This window comes from Methylovulum psychrotolerans, assembly GCF_002923755.1.
GTDB lineage: Bacteria > Pseudomonadota > Gammaproteobacteria > Methylococcales > Methylomonadaceae > Methylovulum > Methylovulum psychrotolerans.
Genome location: NZ_PGFZ01000001.1, coordinates 1,157,153 through 1,174,257 on the forward strand (window position 1 = coordinate 1,157,153; position 17,105 = coordinate 1,174,257).

Annotated in this window: 15 protein-coding genes; 7 read left to right on the forward strand and 8 right to left on the reverse strand. The window is 54.4% G+C overall.

All coding sequences use genetic code 11. The annotated features are described in order from the left end of the window. The first annotated feature begins 9 nt into the window (after positions 1–9). Positions 10–492, forward strand: a complete 483-nt coding sequence (locus AADEFJLK_RS05350; RefSeq protein ID WP_103973531.1) for a metal-dependent hydrolase — start codon at positions 10–12, stop codon at positions 490–492. Here the strand turns inward: AADEFJLK_RS05350 and AADEFJLK_RS05355 are convergent, their stop codons facing one another. Both AADEFJLK_RS05355 and AADEFJLK_RS05360 read right to left on the reverse strand, forming a co-directional pair. Next, positions 493–831: a DUF1820 family protein gene (locus tag AADEFJLK_RS05355; protein WP_103973532.1), complete on the reverse strand. Its 339-nt coding sequence runs from the start codon at positions 829–831 to the stop codon at positions 493–495. 43 nt (positions 832–874) lie between these two features. Then, a complete protein-coding gene (locus AADEFJLK_RS05360; protein ID WP_088621462.1) occupies positions 875–1,372 on the reverse strand; it encodes an NUDIX hydrolase in 498 nt (165 codons plus the stop codon). A 539-nt stretch (positions 1,373–1,911) separates the two neighbouring features. Here AADEFJLK_RS05360 and AADEFJLK_RS05365 point away from each other — a divergent pair. The 6 genes from AADEFJLK_RS05365 to AADEFJLK_RS05390 all read left to right on the forward strand — a co-directional run bounded on the left by AADEFJLK_RS05365 (position 1,912) and on the right by AADEFJLK_RS05390 (position 11,815). Beyond that, positions 1,912–3,657 (forward strand): right-handed parallel beta-helix repeat-containing protein, encoded by a 1,746-nt coding sequence (locus AADEFJLK_RS05365; protein WP_103973533.1) that lies wholly within the window; start codon positions 1,912–1,914, stop codon positions 3,655–3,657. 42 nt (positions 3,658–3,699) lie between these two features. Then, on the forward strand, positions 3,700–5,286 hold the full coding sequence (locus tag AADEFJLK_RS05370) for a choice-of-anchor Q domain-containing protein (protein ID WP_103973534.1): 1,587 nt from the start codon (positions 3,700–3,702) through the stop codon (positions 5,284–5,286). A gap of 72 nt (positions 5,287–5,358) precedes the next feature. Further along, entirely contained in the window at positions 5,359–6,879 is a 1,521-nt protein-coding gene (locus AADEFJLK_RS05375; RefSeq protein ID WP_103973535.1) for a choice-of-anchor Q domain-containing protein, read from the forward strand. A gap of 118 nt (positions 6,880–6,997) precedes the next feature. Beyond that, positions 6,998–8,491 (forward strand): right-handed parallel beta-helix repeat-containing protein, encoded by a 1,494-nt coding sequence (locus AADEFJLK_RS05380; protein ID WP_088617748.1) that lies wholly within the window; start codon positions 6,998–7,000, stop codon positions 8,489–8,491. Positions 8,492–8,568: 77 nt separating this feature from the next. Next, positions 8,569–10,848, forward strand: coding sequence for a TIGR03032 family protein (locus tag AADEFJLK_RS05385; RefSeq protein WP_103973536.1), 2,280 nt, complete (start codon positions 8,569–8,571; stop codon positions 10,846–10,848). Positions 10,849–10,993: 145 nt separating this feature from the next. Further along, positions 10,994–11,815 (forward strand): cupredoxin domain-containing protein, encoded by an 822-nt coding sequence (locus tag AADEFJLK_RS05390; RefSeq protein ID WP_103973537.1) that lies wholly within the window; start codon positions 10,994–10,996, stop codon positions 11,813–11,815. A 135-nt stretch (positions 11,816–11,950) separates the two neighbouring features. Here the strand turns inward: AADEFJLK_RS05390 and AADEFJLK_RS05395 are convergent, their stop codons facing one another. The 6 genes from AADEFJLK_RS05395 to AADEFJLK_RS05420 all read right to left on the reverse strand — a co-directional run bounded on the left by AADEFJLK_RS05395 (position 11,951) and on the right by AADEFJLK_RS05420 (position 17,083). After that, positions 11,951–12,403 (reverse strand): tellurite resistance TerB family protein, encoded by a 453-nt coding sequence (locus AADEFJLK_RS05395; protein WP_088617745.1) that lies wholly within the window; start codon positions 12,401–12,403, stop codon positions 11,951–11,953. 250 nt (positions 12,404–12,653) lie between these two features. Next, positions 12,654–13,601, reverse strand: a complete 948-nt coding sequence (locus AADEFJLK_RS05400; protein WP_088617743.1) for an HpcH/HpaI aldolase/citrate lyase family protein — start codon at positions 13,599–13,601, stop codon at positions 12,654–12,656. Next, on the reverse strand, positions 13,598–14,683 hold the full coding sequence (locus AADEFJLK_RS05405; RefSeq protein WP_103973538.1) for a cysteine protease StiP domain-containing protein: 1,086 nt from the start codon (positions 14,681–14,683) through the stop codon (positions 13,598–13,600). Before AADEFJLK_RS05405 ends, AADEFJLK_RS05400 begins: the two co-directional genes overlap by 4 nt. 93 nt (positions 14,684–14,776) lie before the next feature. Beyond that, the gene (locus tag AADEFJLK_RS05410; protein ID WP_103973625.1) at positions 14,777–15,124 is read right to left on the reverse strand and encodes a hypothetical protein; all 348 of its coding nucleotides are present in this window, start codon (positions 15,122–15,124) and stop codon (positions 14,777–14,779) included. Positions 15,125–15,162: 38 nt separating this feature from the next. Next, a complete protein-coding gene (locus AADEFJLK_RS05415; RefSeq protein WP_103973539.1) occupies positions 15,163–15,921 on the reverse strand; it encodes an HAD family hydrolase in 759 nt (252 codons plus the stop codon). Further along, on the reverse strand, positions 15,893–17,083 hold the full coding sequence (locus tag AADEFJLK_RS05420) for a phosphoribosyltransferase domain-containing protein (protein ID WP_103973540.1): 1,191 nt from the start codon (positions 17,081–17,083) through the stop codon (positions 15,893–15,895). The genes AADEFJLK_RS05415 and AADEFJLK_RS05420 overlap by 29 nt, the downstream gene beginning before the upstream one ends. Between the last annotated feature and the right edge of the window lie 22 nt (positions 17,084–17,105).

Genomic DNA, 17,105 nt, shown 5'->3' on the forward strand with positions numbered 1-17,105 from the left:
GCCGCCCCTATGCCCTTCACACCGCTGCATTTTGGTCCTGGGGCGGCGATCAATGCCCTAGCCCCTAAACACATCAGCTTTTTAAGCTTTTGTGCGGCCAATGTCCTGATTGATATTGAACCGCTGTATTTCATACTTAACGCCCAGTATCCTATCCATCGGTTCCTGCACACTTATCTCGGTGCATCTATCATCATCATTGCCACCTTGGCATTGTTTGTCTTAGCCCGCAAACTCAGCCGCTGGCTACCAAACTGGTTTACTTGGCAAAGCTTAAGCCCCGCCGCTGTTACCTTCGGTGCGGCGGCGGGTTGCTATTCCCACGTCTTGCTCGATAGCGTCATGCACACCGACATCCGCCCGTTCGCACCGTTTAGCGATGCCAACCCGCTCCTCGGTATTATCGCCATCGACACATTACACAGCCTGTGTCTCGTGGCCGGGATAGCGGGTCTGTGCTTACTCTATGTACGCCAAGGACTAGGCAAATAATCAACTCTTATCCGGCCTATACAACATCGACACCTTACCGCCCCCTTCGCCTTCGCCTTCGCTTTTCCCGGCCGCGACAATTTTGGCCTTGCCTTGCTGTTTGACTTGGTCGATACGGATAATTTTGTGGGCGGGTATGAACGAGCGCTCGACCCCTTCGAATTCGATCCTGAGTTTTTCCTCGGACGGGTCGACCACTATCGCGCTTTTTTCGCCGAACACGAAATTCTCAATGACCACAAAACCATACAATTCGCTCTGGTAGACATTTTTGACATAGAGTTCATAGATTTGCTCATGACTGACTAAGGTCACTTTATAAATAAGCTTTTCCGACATGGAACTTTGCTATCCTCGCTGGTTCAGGGTTACGGCTTTAGGCCTAGGGTTGGGCGGGTAAAATAAAATCGCTGTACGGTGGCAAGGCCGCTATTAAACCTGCCGCGCCGCCGTTTCTATAGAGCTTATAACTGCGCGTGATAATCACTGCCAAGCCTTCCACCATCGGATAATCCGCCAAGTCCGATAAAGCGACCCAGCGGGCCTGCAACGCATCGCTATAGGCTTGCGGTTCCGCCACGGCGGGATCAGCCAATACCGCCAAAAAATCCAAAATTACATAATGGAAACCTTCCAGCCGCCTTTCCGCCACGGCCACCAATTGCTGCACCGTTACCGCCAAACCCGTTTCTTCGGCAACCTCGCGGCAGCAAGCCTCGGCCAAACCCTCCCCCGGTTCCTGCTTACCGCCAGGTATCGACCATAGGCCGTGCGCGGGCGGCTGGCCGCGTTGAATCATTAGGACATGCCCGCCATTAAAAACAATAGCCCCAACCCCAATAGCGGGCATCGGCAAGGCTTGGAGGTCTGTAGTGTGCATGATAAGTCTGAAAATCAGTAAATAAAGAGGGCATTTAAAATGCATCCTGCCCCATCTGACCAAAAATCCAGCGTTTTAAGGGTCATTTACCGCAGACTCCCAGTTGCTAGGGACGGCGAAGTTTGGGTTGGCATTGTGCCTATGCTACAGACATTTTGCCCCCAATGCGGCAAATAAATTAAAAAGCTTAAAACCGTTGCCATCAGGCAACTGGTCGGTTAGGCTTTTTATAGGCGACAGACCCAGTTTGGGTAATAAATCACAGCCTACTGACAGCATTTTAGCTTATGCTCGGCAAGTAAAAATGAACTTTGCCAAAATATGACTACACGGCCTCAACCAAGCCATTATTAATTGATTATATTATAAAAAATGAAGTTACCTTAGGCGTTCAGACGGTTTGTTGTCATCAGATTTTCATACAAACAGTTCATTTTAAACACAGGAATTTGGGCAGATAGGGCATTGCTGTGTTAACACGCTATCGCCAAAAAAAGGATTTACTTTTTTAACCCCTTTCACCGAGCGAGGAACATCTGATGAACCCGACCCAAAGCCCTACTTTACCTTACCGCCGTCATGCCTTAGTTTTAGCGCTTACCTTAGCACTAGCCAGTCCCACACTCTCCGCCGCCACGTTTAACGTCAGCGGCACTTGCACCCTTGATAGCGCCATCAGCAACGCCAATACCGACACTGACACCGACGGCGCCAATGTCGGCTGCCCCGCAGGCAATGGTGCTGATGTTATCAATTTGGCCAAAAAAGCCACTTATGCTTTAGCCAACAAACTGTTGCCGACCATCAGCAGCGTCATCACCATCAATGGCAACCACGCCACCATCGACAGTAAAGCCCTTTACGCCCGTGCCTTTTACATCACTAACACGGGGAATTTGACGCTGAATAAATTGACCGTAAAGAATGGTTATGAACAGAAAGGCGGCGGCATTCTCAACCGTGGCCAATTGCAACTGAATGACAGCACTATTACCGGAAACGGCGTTTATGCAGCCTGTGATTATTATTGCTTTGGCAGTTACGGCGGCGGCATCTTTAACAGCGGGACGGCAACCCTTACTAATAGCAAGATTTCCAACAACACTGCCGATGCGGGCTATTCGATTAATGGCGACAGTGGTCGGGGCGGCGGCATTTACAACAGCGGGGTCATGACCCTAACCAACAGTACCGTAAGCAATAACAAAACCCTCGGCAGCCATTATCGGGGCGAAGGCCCTATGGGCGGCGGCATTATCAATTTTGGTACCATGACCCTCAACGGCAGCACCGTAGCCAATAACAGCGCCGACAGCGAAGGCGGCGGCATCCGTAACCGGGGTACGATGACCCTGACCGACAGCACCGTCTCGCACAATAACGCCCCGTCTGGTGGCGGTATCTACAGCGGCCACTTTATCTTTTCCAGCAACACCCTGACCCTGACCAACAGCACCGTCGTCAATAATCAAGCAACTGGGGGCGGCGGCATTTTTAATGCCCAAGTCCTCAATCTGAGCAATAGCACGGTGTCGGCCAACAAAGCCAGCAACAGCGGCGGCGGTATCGCCAATAAAGGCGTATTAAACCTGACGCACAGCACCTTATCGGCCAACCAAGCGGCCAAAGGCAACGGCGGCGGCATCTTTAACTTACATAACATGACCCTGACCAACACGCTGATTGCCAATAGCCAAAGCGGCGGCGATTGCGTGAACAAAAGCGGCGGCATCACTACCCTACAAGGCGTTAATTTGGTTGAAGACGGCAGTTGCGGTGCGGACATCATGGGCGACCCCAAACTGGTGACGCTGTTAGATAACGGCGGCATCACCGCCACCCAAGCCCTGCTTGCCGATAGCCCGGCCTTAGATACCGCCAATAAACCGCTCTGCACCAATCAAGACCAGCGTGGTATCAGCCGCCCACAACCGAGTGGGGGCGGTTGTGATATCGGTGCGTTTGAGCGGATGACCAGTATCCCCAATACCGTCGCCAGTGTTGTGCAATTCTTTGACAACGGTATTTTGACCGGCACTTTAGTCGGTACGGGCAACACCAAGCAAAGCCCGCTTTTCAGTTCGGCTTTGCGCAACCAACTCTTAGCCGCCGGACGTTATAAAAACCAAAACCAAACCGCTTCCGCTTGTAGCCAACTTAGCCGGACGCTAAAACGCATCGATACCGACAATACGCCAAGTTCTGGCGAGTATGTCACGGGTAGCGACGCCACCGCGTTAGCGGCAAAACTTGCCGGACTCTTTGGCCCTTGGTCTTGCCAGTAAGGCCTTTAGCCCCTCTTCATTTTTATGCTCAGGATTATCCTAATGAATAGCCCAGCACACCCAATACCTTTTCGCCGCCATGCCCTAGTTCTCGCTTTAGCCTTGGCGGTTACCGCCAGCCATGCCCAAACCATTGCCGTTAAAGAGGGCTGTACCTTACGCAACGCCATTATCAACGCCAACACCGACACCGATACTGACGGTGCCAGCGGTTGTCTTGCGGGTAGCGGTGCCGACACCCTTAACCTTAAGGCCAACAGCACCTATACGTTTAGCCAAACCGATAACAACACCGACGGCAACAATGCCCTGCCCTCCATCACCAGTGTCATTACCATCAACGGCAACAACGCCGTTTTGCAACGCAGCACCGCCCCTGACACCCCCGCTATGCGCTTGCTGCATGTCGGCAGCACCGGCAACCTGACCCTCAACCGTCTGCAAGTGACGGGCGGCAAAGCCCCAGCCTATTATAACTACCACCGGGGCGGCGGCATCTACAACCGTGGCACCGTCAGCCTTAACAACAGTACCATTACCGATAACCGTGCCGGCAATGACGGTGGCGGCATTCACAACTTGGGCAACCTAACCGTCAACAACAGCCTCGTTTCCGGCAACCGTGCCGGGGCGAATGGCGGCGGCATCGCCTCACTCGGCAAACTGACCCTGACCGATAGCCACATCAGCGCCAACCACGCCGTAGACGGCAGCGCCCTTTGGAATAAAGACAGTACCATGACCTTAACCAACAGCACGGTCTCCGGCAATACCGCCAGCAACGGCGCAGCGGTTTCTAATGCCGGGGGCGGCTATTTTTACGGCTGTTATGGCCGCGCCAGCTTGTTGAACAGTACAGTGTCCGGGAATAAAGGCATGGGCATCCAAAACCAACAGATCAATAGCACAAAGCATTACAATTACTATGACGGTGGCGGCGGCTATTATATCCAAGAGCGTTGCCAGCTTACCCTAGTCAACAGCACCTTGACCAATAATAGCGGCAGCGGCGCCGATAACCACGGCGTGCTGATTCTCGGCAACAGTCTCTTAGCCGCCAATACGGGCGACTGCGCCAACCATGCCGAAGTGTTTGCCAGCAACGGTACCAACTTCATCGGCGATAAAACCTGTAACGCCCAGCTCAGCGGCAACCCCAAACTGGGGCCCTTATTGGATAACGGCGGCCCCACCCCGACCCAAGCCTTGCTGGCTGGCAGCCCCGCCAATAATAAGGCGACGGAAATATTCTGCCCGAAAACCGACCAACGCTACGTTAACCGCCAGCTTGCCGTCAACCAAGCCTGCGACATCGGCGCTTACCAACGTTTGACATTCCTGCCCGCCAGCACCAGCGGCCTGCTGCAATTTTTTGATAACCAAGCGTCAATTAACGCCCTGATCGGCATTACCCCAGCCAAGCAAGATGCTGTCCGGCGACAAGTGCTGGTGGCGGGCGAATACCAAGACCGCCACCAGAACGCCGCAGCCTGCGGCCAACTGCATAAAACCTTGACCTATATCGACACTGACGGCACACCCGACCAAAACGACTATATAACAGGCAGCGCCGCCGCCACTTTTGCGCAAAACATCACCGCCCTACGCACCGCGTGGCAATGCCGATAAGACGCTGCGCCTATGCGGCTTTACCCCTAGGCGCAACTTCACCAACACATTAATGATGACGAGGAATCTCTTATGCCTGTCAAACTTTCAGCTTTACCTTTCCGCCCCCATGCCCTAGTGCTGGCACTGGCGCTCGCCAGCGGGGCGGCATCTGCCGCCACTCTAACGGTCAGCGGCAGTTGTACGCTGCTTAACGCTATCCATAACGCCAACACCGACACCGATACCGACGGCACGGGCGGCTGTAGTGCGGGCAATGGTGCGGACATTATCAAACTCAAGGCCAATAGCGTTTATACCTTAAGCAGCCCCGACAACTATGCCGACGGCGAAGGCGAAAATGCCTTACCCTCCATCACCAGTACCATTACCCTCAACGGTAACGGCGCGACCCTGCAACGCGCCAACACTGCCGACACCCCCGACTTCCGCTTCCTGCACATCGCCGCCAACGGCAATTTGACCCTAGACAAGCTGACCTTGCGCAACGGCAACCTCGACGGCGATTATCTCTACGGTGGCGCTATCCTTAACCACGGTACGCTGACCATCAGCAACAGCCAAATCGACCAGAACCAAGTGGACAATGGCGGCGGCATTGCCAACCTTGGCGGCACACTGGCACTCAGCAACAGCCGGATAACGGCCAATCGTGCCGCAGTCGGCGGCGGCATTATCACCGTCAACGGCACGACGGCCTTAGTGGACAGCAGCGTTTCCGGCAATAAGGCCTTTATCGCGGGCGGCATGATGAACGACCACGCCACCGTCAGCCTCAGCAACAGTACACTGTCCGGCAACACCGCCAATGACGGCGGCGGCCTCAGTAACCAGCAAGCGACCGTCACCCTGAGCAACAGCACCATATCGGGCAATAAGGCGCAACAAAACGGCGGTATTGGCAACCTTGCCTCGACACTCACCGCCAGCCACAACACCATCGCCAAGAATCAAGGCGGCGGGCTAAACAATCAGGCGACCGCGATACTCACCAATAACCTAATTGCAGGCAACAGCAACGGCGATTGCCTCAACAGCGGCGCGGTTATCCTTAAAGGCTCAAACTGGATTGAAGACGGCTCTTGCAACGCAACCTTAAGCGGCAACATCAACCTAGATGCCTTACTCGATAATGGCGGCGTAACCGCCACCCATGCCATTTACCCGCATAAAATGGTTAAACCCACCAGTTCCGCCTTGTGCCCCGCCACCGACCAGCGCCATGTCAGCCGCCCCCAAACCTCGGACAAGCGGTGCGACATAGGGGCTATTGAACAGATCCGCTTCATCCCCGCGCCAGTTACCGACATTATGCAAATTTTTCAGGGCTTACTCGCCAGCGGCAACCTCAGGCCGACCCTAAGCACTAATTTAGGGATGCAGCAACTGAATGCCCTAATGAACCAATTCCTAGTGGCGGGCGATTTGCGTGCCCACCACCAAAAGCCACTGGCCTGTAGCCAACTCCAACGCAGTGCCGCACGCATCGACCCGGATCATAGTCCAGAAGCCGACGACTATGCCACAGGCGACCAGGCCGTAGTGTTACTGACCGCCATTAACGACCTTCATAGCACCTGGAAATGCCCATAAACAAACCCTGCCACCAAGGCGGCAAAGCGATTTGCCGCCATTCACACGGCGTTTGTCAAGAAGAGTTAAAATACCCCCCACCCGCTTAACTCTTACCCTTTTTGTTTGGAGATTTATAATGGCCCAACCATCCCAACCGCTGCCTTATCGCCGCCACGCCTTAGTGTTAGCACTCGCCTTGGCGGGTTCGGCACAAGCCGCCACCATGGCGGTGACCGCGCCGTGCACTTTAATTAACGCCATCAATAATGCCAACACCGATACCGATACCGACGGCACGGGCGGTTGCCCGGCGGGTAACGGCGCGGATACCTTAAATCTGAAAGCCAACGCCATTTACACCGTCAATAGCGTCAACAACCAAGATTCGACCGGCCCGAACGGCTTGCCCTTAATCACCAGCACCATCACCCTTAACGGTAACGGTGCGACCTTACGGCGCAATAACGCGGCGGGTACGGCGGACTTCCGGCTAATACGGATCAACGGCGGCAATTTGACCATCAACAACCTGACCATTAGAGGCGGACACCTTAGCACCGCCTACCAATATGGCGGCGCTCTGAATAACGGCGGCACATTGAGCTTAAACGACAGCACCCTCACCAATAACAGCAGTGTAGGGACTGGTGCCATCGGCAGTGCCATCGCCACCATGTACCAAAGTAGCCTGACCCTTAACAACAGCACCGTCACAGGCAACCAAGCCAGCCACGGTGCCGGCATTATGAATTTTCCTGGCGCGACCGCCACCATCAACAACAGTACCATCGACCATAACGAAGCCAGTAGCGGTGGGATTGGTGGGATTGGCAATGGTGGAGTCATGGTCTTGACCAACAGCACTGTCTCCCACAACCGTAGCCTAGGGGCTTGGGGTGTCGGCGGCATCAGCAACGGCGGCGACGCGGTACTGGCCTTAAACCACAGCACCATCGCCCACAACAGCACCGGCTACGGCAATGTCGCCGGCATTCAAAATACCGGCACACTGACGTTAACTAACACCCTGATTGCCAACAGCCAAAACGGCGGCGATTGTTATACCAATACCCGCTATGGCGGCACAACGGTGTTCCAAGGCCAAAATCTGATCGCTGACGGCACTTGTAACGCCACTCTCAGCGGCCCGGCCAAACTCGCGCCGCTCTTGGACAACGGTGGCCCCACCCTTACCCATGCTATACACACGGGTAGCCCGGCCATCAACATCGCCAATGCGCTCTGCGTAGCAATCGACCAACGCTATGTCAGCCGCCCCCAGCCTACTGGCGGCGTTTGCGACATCGGCGCGTTTGAGCAGATCAAAACCCCTGCCGCCGCCATTGCGCCATTAGTGCATTTTTTCGACGCACAAACCGCTAACCACAGCATTATCGGCATCGGGCAACTGGCGGTGCCAAAAACCCAAGCCTTACGCAACCAACTGTTGACAGCGGGTGACAATAAAGCCGCCCTGTTAGATACCCAAGCCTGCCAACAATTGACAAAAGCCCTAAGCCGCTTAGATACCGATAACAGCCCAGATGCGAATGATTATGTGACGGGTAGCCAAGTGGCGGCCTTAAAAGGCCAGATTGACAGCTTGCGCACAGACTGGGCTTGTCCGTAACACACCGCTGCCCTAGCGGAATCTGACCGCTAGGGCAACTCGCCCCAAACCTACCCTAACCGTACCCGCCACGCATTATGAGCATCCCCTTCGCCAGCCAACACACCCCTTCCTTCCCCGCCTTACTGAATTTTTTGGGCGTATCGGTGTTAGTGTCCACTTATCAGGCCGGACAACTGATTATCCTGCGCACCCAAGATGACGTGCTGAACACCCATTTCTGCGGCCTGGAAAAGCCCATGGGCATGGCGGCGCATCGGGAGAAACTGGCTGTAGGCACAGGCTACCAGCTCAGGGAATACGCCAATCTGCCCGCCGTCGCCGCCAAACTCACCGACCCTGCCCCGCACGATGCCTGTTATCTGCCGCGCACGGTCCACATCACGGGCGATATTGACATCCACGAACTGGCGTACACCGAAGACGGCGAATTATGGTTAGTTAACACCCGCATGTCCTGCTTATGCACCCTAGACCCCGCTTATAGCGTCGTACCGCGTTGGCGGCCACCTTTCGTCAGCGCCTACGACCTTACCGACCGCTGCCACCTGAACGGCTTGGCTTTTAAAAACGGTGCCCCCGCCTTTGTCACCGCCTTAGGTAAAACCGACACCGCCGCTGGCTGGCGGGCGAACAAAGCCTCTGGCGGCCTGTTAATGGATGTGAGCGACGGGCGCATTATCTGCACCGGACTGTCCATGCCGCATTCGCCGCGCTGGTATCAGGATAAATTATGGTATCTGGAATCAGGCGCGGGGCAATTGTGTACCGTTAACCCGCGCACCGGAACCCGCACCGTCATAGCCCATGTCCCCGGTTTTACCCGTGGCTTGGATTTTGTGGGCCGTTATGCGTTTATCGGCCTATCACAAGTCCGCGAGACGGCGGTATTTTCCGGCTTGCCGCTAACGGCGCAACCAGGTGAACGGCACTGCGGGGTCTGGGTGGTGGATATTGACAATGGGCAAACTGTCGCTTGCGTGGTGTTTACCGGCTCGGTACAAGAAGTGTTTGCCGTACAAGTCGTGCCGCACCGCTTTCCGGTGTTATTGGATATGGACGACCCCTTACTGCGTAATTCCTACTCGCTGCCCGATGCCGCCTTGGCCGAAGTCGCCGCCCCCGAACCGCTCGCCGTCGCCTTTGAAGCTGCCACCTACAAACACCGCCAAGGCCAATGGGAAGCGGCAGTCGCCGACTATCGGGCTTTACTTCAACAAGCCCCCGACCATCTGCCCGCCCGCTTCCATTTGGGCGTGGCCTTAACCGATATGGAACGTTGGCAAGAAGCCATCAGCGAATTACAGGCCTTACTGGCGCGGCAACCCCTCCATGCCGAAGCCCATAATAGCCTGGGCCTGTGTTATGCCGCCCTAGCACAATGGGAGCAAGCCCTAGACCAGTTCGGCCTCGCCCTCGCCGCCGACCAGCAATATGCCGTCGCGCAAATGAACCGTGCCATGATCCTGCTCAAACTGGGACGGTTCCGCGACGGCTGGGCCGCCTACGAATGGCGTTGGCAAACCCCGGCCTTCACGCCGTTTGCCTGCCCGCAACCGCGTTGGCAAGGCGAAGACATCCGTACCAAAACCTTGCTGGTGCATACCGAACAAGGTGCGGGCGATGCCCTACAATTTGCCCGTTTCTTATCTTTGGCGGCACAACGTTGCCAAAAATTAATCTTAGCCTGCCCCGAAGCCTTGCGCCCATTGCTGGCGCATATTCCAGGGGTTAGCGAAGCACGGCTACCCGGTATGGTCGCGCTCGACAGCTTCGACATTCTCTGCCCCTTACTCAGCCTGCCGCATACCCTAGGGTTAGACGAAAAAAATTTGGCCATGAATGAACCTTATCTGCCTATTCCCGAATACATTACAGTGGTCAGCCTGCCGCCCGCTTCAGCACTCAAGGTCGGCGTTTGTTGGGCGGGTAGCCCCAGCCACAAAAACGACCGCCACCGCTCTTGCCCGCTGCCACACTGGTTACCACTATTTACCGTACCCTCCGTGGCGTTTTATAGCCTACAAACGCCAGTGACCAGCACCGATGCCCAGCTCTTGGCAGACTACGCGGTCAGCAACCTAGAAGCCGAATTGACCGATTATGCGCGTACCGCCGCCTTATTGGCGCAATTGGATCTGGTCATCAGCGTCGACACCTCAGTGGCGCATTTGGCGGGGGCATTAGGCAAACCGACTTGGCTGTTAGTCGATAAACAAGCCGATTGGCGGTGGGGCATAGCGGGCGAAGAGAGCTTGTGGTATCCAAGCATGACGCTGTTCCGGCAAACCGAGGCAGATGCTTGGGAAGAATTGCTGGCCCGTGTCAAGACAAACCTACTGGCCAAGATAGCTTAATAGCCTTTACCGTGAAACTGCTTTATACCATCACCTTAGCCCAGGAGGTTGCCATCATGCACTTAAATCGGCCTATACCTGCGTAAAGGCCTTGGACAAACAAAAAATCTAAAACAACTAAATAGACTGTACTGTCGGAGGAATTATGAACCGCATCACCCGCCCTATCCTAAGCTTTGTGCTAATGTTGGCCAGCCTGCCCGCCTTAGCCGACAACAGCGTCGTTACCGTCAACATCCAAAACTTTGCCTTTACCCCGACCCCCATAACGGTTGACCAAGGCGATACCGTCAAATGGGTCAATAAAGACAGTTTTACCCACACCTCCACTGAAGACAAAACCAGCTTATGGTCAGGCAACCTTGCAGGTGGGGCCTCATTTGCACGGGTCTTTAAAACCGCCGGCACCTATACCTACCATTGTGCTATCCATCCGACTATGAAAGGCACTATCGTCGTCCGCACGCCTGACGCAACCCGCGCCCTCATCGGCCAAAAAATCGTCACAGGCGGCGCGGCGGCGGTATTGCCCATTACCCTGAACTTGGCCGGAAAATCCGCCACCCAAGTCTATACCGGCAGCTACATCGTCAATACCCAAGGCAGTTGCGCCGACTGCCACAGTTGCCCGACTTACAAAGCCGGACACAACCCCTTCCAAGGCAAAAGCAAACAATTCAACCCAACTGGCTATCTGGCAGGCGGGGTGGCGTTCGGGCCGTTTGTTTCGCGTAACCTAACCCCCGACAGCACCGGCAAACCCGCCGGGATGACCTTAGCACAATTCAAAAGCACCCTGCGCACCGGCCACTCGCCCGACGACCCAGCGGGCGTATTGTTACAAGTCATGCCGTGGCCTATCGTCGGCCAAATGAGCGACACCGACTTAGAATCAGTTTATGCGTATTTACAAAGCATCCCCGCCGCCACCACCCCAACGACATTCTGCTCCAACGCCGGACAATAAGTAACGGCAAACTCAGCGGTTGGCCGATATTTAAGTCCATCCTAAACACAAAAACCCGCCAAGCCGAACTGCTTGGCGGGTTTTTTATGCAGCTGCGGTTAACCCCACCTCTAGCGGCACACCGCTTGATTCGGCTTACAACTCAAAATCGGCCGGATTCAAGCCCAATTCCTGAGCAATCTTCTGGGCGACTTTTTTCTCGGTGACATCAAAGCTGCCGTCCGCCGCCGCGATGGCGATAATCATGCGGATCAGTAAGCGGGCCGCTTCGACGTTGTTTTTCATCTTGCCTAACGCTTGGTAGGCCTTGGCTTCGCCAATGTCCTTATCAAACTCCAATTGGCCGATAAAATCGCTAAATGCCTTAATCACATCGCTAGTGGAAAATACCGATAAAGCCTCATTACCTTCGATGAATTTGAGCATTTTTTGTTTTTCTTCCGCACTGACGCTACCGTCCGCCATAGCAATCAAGGCGGAACCCGCCATGGCGGCATTGAGGAAATCTTTATTTTTAAATTTTAAGACATCGGTCTTTAGCTCGCTCGCCTTAGATTTTATTTGGCTTAAAAAACTGTCAAAACTCATAATTAGCTCCTGTATTTATATAATAATGGCTGGAAAAGTCAGGGCGGCTGCCCTTGTAATATAGCTAAAGCACAATAAAATGATGTCGTTCGTGGTGAGCTTGTCCCACAGGGACTTCCGTTGGTCGTCAGACCACCATAGCCCTTCGACAAGCTCCCCCACAAGGGGGGGCTGGCGACAGGCGAACGGCTTTACAATCAATTTATACTGCGTTAGCTATAATATTGTGGCTTGGCTGACGTAAGCCCAATTAACTGGACATATCCGCATAGTCGTCTAGCCTATTAGAAGCTGTGACCCCGTAACAGCTCTGTCGGTTCAGTATAGTTTTTGCCCATTGCTGATGGGTCGCGACTTCGCACATGGCATTGTGCATCCGAAATACCGCCGGGGCATCGTCATCACTTAAGCTCAAGGCCATTTCATAATCATCCCTATCCACGGCATACGCGGCTTCAATCGCGGCGATTTGGTCGGGATGGATGGCGGTTTTACCCGTCAGGCCATGTGCCAAATCCAGCACAATTTCCTTTTGCAAGGTGGCAGTATCGTTAAGATAATCAAACACGGGGGCGGACAGGGCAAACTGGTAAGGTTTGAAGACCGTCACCAATTGGGCGATCACATAACTCATCGGCGTATCATACAAGGTCAGGCCGCGCGGCCTGCGCAAGCCTAACACGTTCATCAAATCATTGCCGCCGATACGCAACATTAAGATGCGCGGGAACACATCCGGCTGCACCAGCCGCTCGCGCAAGCGTAGCATGGCTTGGCTATCAAACACGGCGCGAGTCTCTAAGGTGGGCATCACTTTAAACGGTGTGCCGTGCAAATGCTGAAAATACGCATCAAACACCTCTTCGGAGAATTTAGGCAATACAAAGCCGTCAATTTTATCTATGGCAGGCAGTTCTAACAGCCGCGCCAACACGTCGGGATTGCGTACCCGAATAAAGCGGTAGCGTCCGGCATTATCGGCAAAATCTGGCAAGCACGCGCCTAAATGCTGCAAACTACTGCTAATGTCTTGATCCGAAACCGCGTCTTCAGTACAAAAAATCATTGAGCGGAGAAATTTAAGCTTCTCACCGTTGGCGATGTCCACCAAATCCCGCCGATGGGCCGGCATATACAGCGGCGCACCCAACATCCACGGCGAAAAGGGTTCAGGAAGCGAGGGATGTAAAAAAGTCATAAGGCTATCTCTTTGATTAGGGCCACGGCACGGTAAGGCAAATCGTTACAGACCACGACCGGAATGGCGCGGGCTTGCGCCAACCACCGCAAATGCAGGGTGGCTTCGGCACTATTATCCTGTAACAATAATAATCTGGCTTCGCGGCGTAACAACACCCGCGTCGCTTCACCGATGCCCGGTTTAATATAATTGGCTTGGCTGACCTGATAACGTTCCGCCAAAGCTTTCAGTAGAGCTTGGGCAACGGCTTGCCCAACAAGCTGGGGGGGTGGGCTGAACGGTGTGATAGCGCTAGGCCATTGCTCACCGACACTGTCCAGAATCGTGTCAATAAAATACCCTGATAAGTCGTGCGGCGCAAATTCTTGGTAGTACAAGCAGCCATGGAAGTCGCCAAGCCCGGCAGTATGCGGGTCGTATACCGAGCGGCTGACTAAGCCGGACACGGTGGCGTTTAAGATGCACGAAGGGATGAGGTAGTCTTCCGCCGAAGCCGCCACCGCCGCACTGCCGGACAAATCCGCCAGCACATACAATTCGGCGGGGATATTAACCCCATCCGAGACGGCAAACGCGGCCAAGCTGGCGGCCAATTGCCGGGCTATTACGCCTTTGCCCGTCCAGCCGTCAACAAAGACGATAGTTTCTGGGGCATGGTGTTGCAGGATATGGCGTAAGGCGTTTTGGTCGATGCCGACATCCCGGATAATGGAAATGCTGTAATGCGCCGCGCCGATACCATAATAACGCTGTAACACCCGCTTGAGCAACACGCCAATCGGCGTACCTGCCCGCGCCAACGACACCAAGGTGACACCGTGCGGACGGGTCGCGACAATCCCCGCACTCAAGCGGATAATATCCGCCGCCACCCGCTGTTTATTCGCGGCTAAGGCCTGATGGAATAACTGTAGGTAAGACTCAGACGGCACCGACTCATGCGAAAGCATTTGGGAATAATGTTTCTGGCCGGATTGGATCAAGGCCTCCTTAACAGCGACCGGGGTATCGCTAATAGCCATCGGTTTGAGTAAAAACTGCACATCGTCGGCAGGGTAACTTCCTGTGAATGGGGTCATGGCTTCCAGTGGCGGTAATGGGTTTATTTGATATTCAAAGATATTGGCAAGTGCGGGTGGTGTACAACACGCCTAAACCTATCGCGGAGCTTGCTATGCCTTAAACTCGTGGATCACGGCAATTTTTCCGACAATATTTTGGTTAAGTTCAGGCAAATCCTCGGCGGGAATCCACCACTCTGTATGCTGTGCGCCGCCTACTTTTTGGATAGGGTACTTATCCATAAAAGCCTTCTTCACGGCAAAGCGTGTGACGCAACCGTAACCGCTCGCTTGGACATTCCAATCGCTAGCAATTTCGATAGCGTAGGCTTCGTTGGTGACAGGATAAAAAATCGGCTGTTCCGGCAATCTTGGCGGCCAAGCCCGATAATCACTGGCGGCGACCAAGGCTATTTCTTCGGGGCCGGTTGGGCGGAACAGCAGAACCGTTTCAGACATGGTCATCTCCTAAATGTAAGCTAATTTAAGGGTGATTATTATGACACCGCCGCCAATATCGCCCCCAATTGCGTCTGCTTAGGAATTAGCGCGTAATCGCATAAGGCAAGAAACGGCGCATCAGTGCGGCTATCGCCTGCGGCGAAGGTCAGCAACTCGCCATATTGGTTTTGGTAACGCGCCAGCAAATACGCCACCGCACTTTCCTTATTAATGCAACGGGGCAACAAGGCCAAATTATTGCCGTTAATATGCCAATACAAACTGCCGTCCAAAACTGCCGGATGCGGTTTGATTAAGGTATCGAGCAGGTGCTGTAAAATGTCTTCCGTACCCGCACGGTGTTTGACATAGCCATACCAGGTCACACCAAAATCCACTACCAGCCGGGCTTTATAGCCCTCATCCTGCCGACAATAGGCTTCAATCTCCGCCCACAAGCTGACGAATGGCGCACGGTGCAAGGCTAAGGCTTGCTGCATCTGCGCCATCCACACCGGGTCGGCTTGGCGCTGCTTATCCAAAATCACCGCCCCGTGGTTAATGACCACTTCCTCCACAAACGGCAATTCCACCCGGGTGAACGAAGCCATTTCCCGCGCTGTGACCGGCACAATACGGAAGCCTTGGCTCAGCCAATCCCAGAGCCATTGTTGCTTAGCGGTAGCGAAAGAATTGGCCTTACCGTCGGCTAACCGCGCCCGTACTTGTAGCGCCGGATCAGCCGCGCCATTGGCGCATTTGCGTAAAGTTTGGAACAGGGTGTCGTCAAGGTCGAGAAAAATGTAACGTTGCATCGTGTCCGTTGGTCGGGCTAAGTTCAAAACGCGCACTGATCGCTTGCCAAGCGTGCAAACGCCCCAACAATGCCGCACACAAGGGGGTTTCATGGCACAAAATCACTTGGCGGTACTGTGCCAAATCGAGATTGTAAAGAAAATTAGGGATGCCGTCGGCATAGTTATCGGTAAATTGGCAGACGGCGGCAATATCGTTGCCCTGATGGATGGGCGAACGGGTGGTACTTTGTACTTTAACCGCAAACCCCGCCAATTCCAAGGCCCGCCCCAGCATCAGCGCAGGCGCATTGCACTCGCCCGTGCCTAACACCAACAAAGGGCGCGGGTCTTCCGCCGCCAACAACGGCAACAAACGCCCTATGGTATCGGCTTGCCAACGCAAAGGCGCGTCCATACCTAAGCGCCCAGGCCAGGCCAACAAATGTTTTTTACACGCCCCGTCACCGGAGACATTGATGGTCACTTCATCCAAGGCGGCATTATAGCTGTCCTCAAAACGTAACACGCCTTCGCGGAAACACACCCACACCACCGCCACGCCCGCTTCATTTTCCAACGCCGCGCGGTCATCAGGATGGGCAAAGTTAACCAGACTGACAATAAAGACTTTTTCCAGTAACGGGTTGACGGTTTGATAGGCCTTAATCAGCCGCAAAAAAGTCTTACCCGTACTGATTTCGTCATCAATCAGCACCAGCGTCCGCGCTTGCAAAAACTGTTGCCGATGTTCAGGCCGCTCAGGATAATACAGAAAAAAGTCAGTAGCATGACTATGCGCCTCTTCAAACGCCAAATAATCGTGGCCTTCCAGCACATAACGGGTGGTTTGCAGAAATAACGCCCCCTGCACCCCCTCGTCACTGGCGGCGGCAAACACCCCATAACCCAACCCGGTCGCGGTCTCCGCCATACCTATCCATACCGAACCCACCCCGACACCATCAGCCAACACCAACCGCGCCAACGCCCGATACGACCAATACATCAAACGCGGCGACACCGGATAATGCTTACCCAGCACCTTGCTGACCAATAAAAATTTCCGCTTACTGCTGACCCGCGCGGCAAAACCCAGCAGTCGTTTAAGCGGAATGCGCCCAGGGCTTAAGTCAAGATGGAGGGTGCCGGTGGCGAGTTGGATGGAGAGTTTTTTGGGCATGGGGTCTCGTTAGTTTACAGCG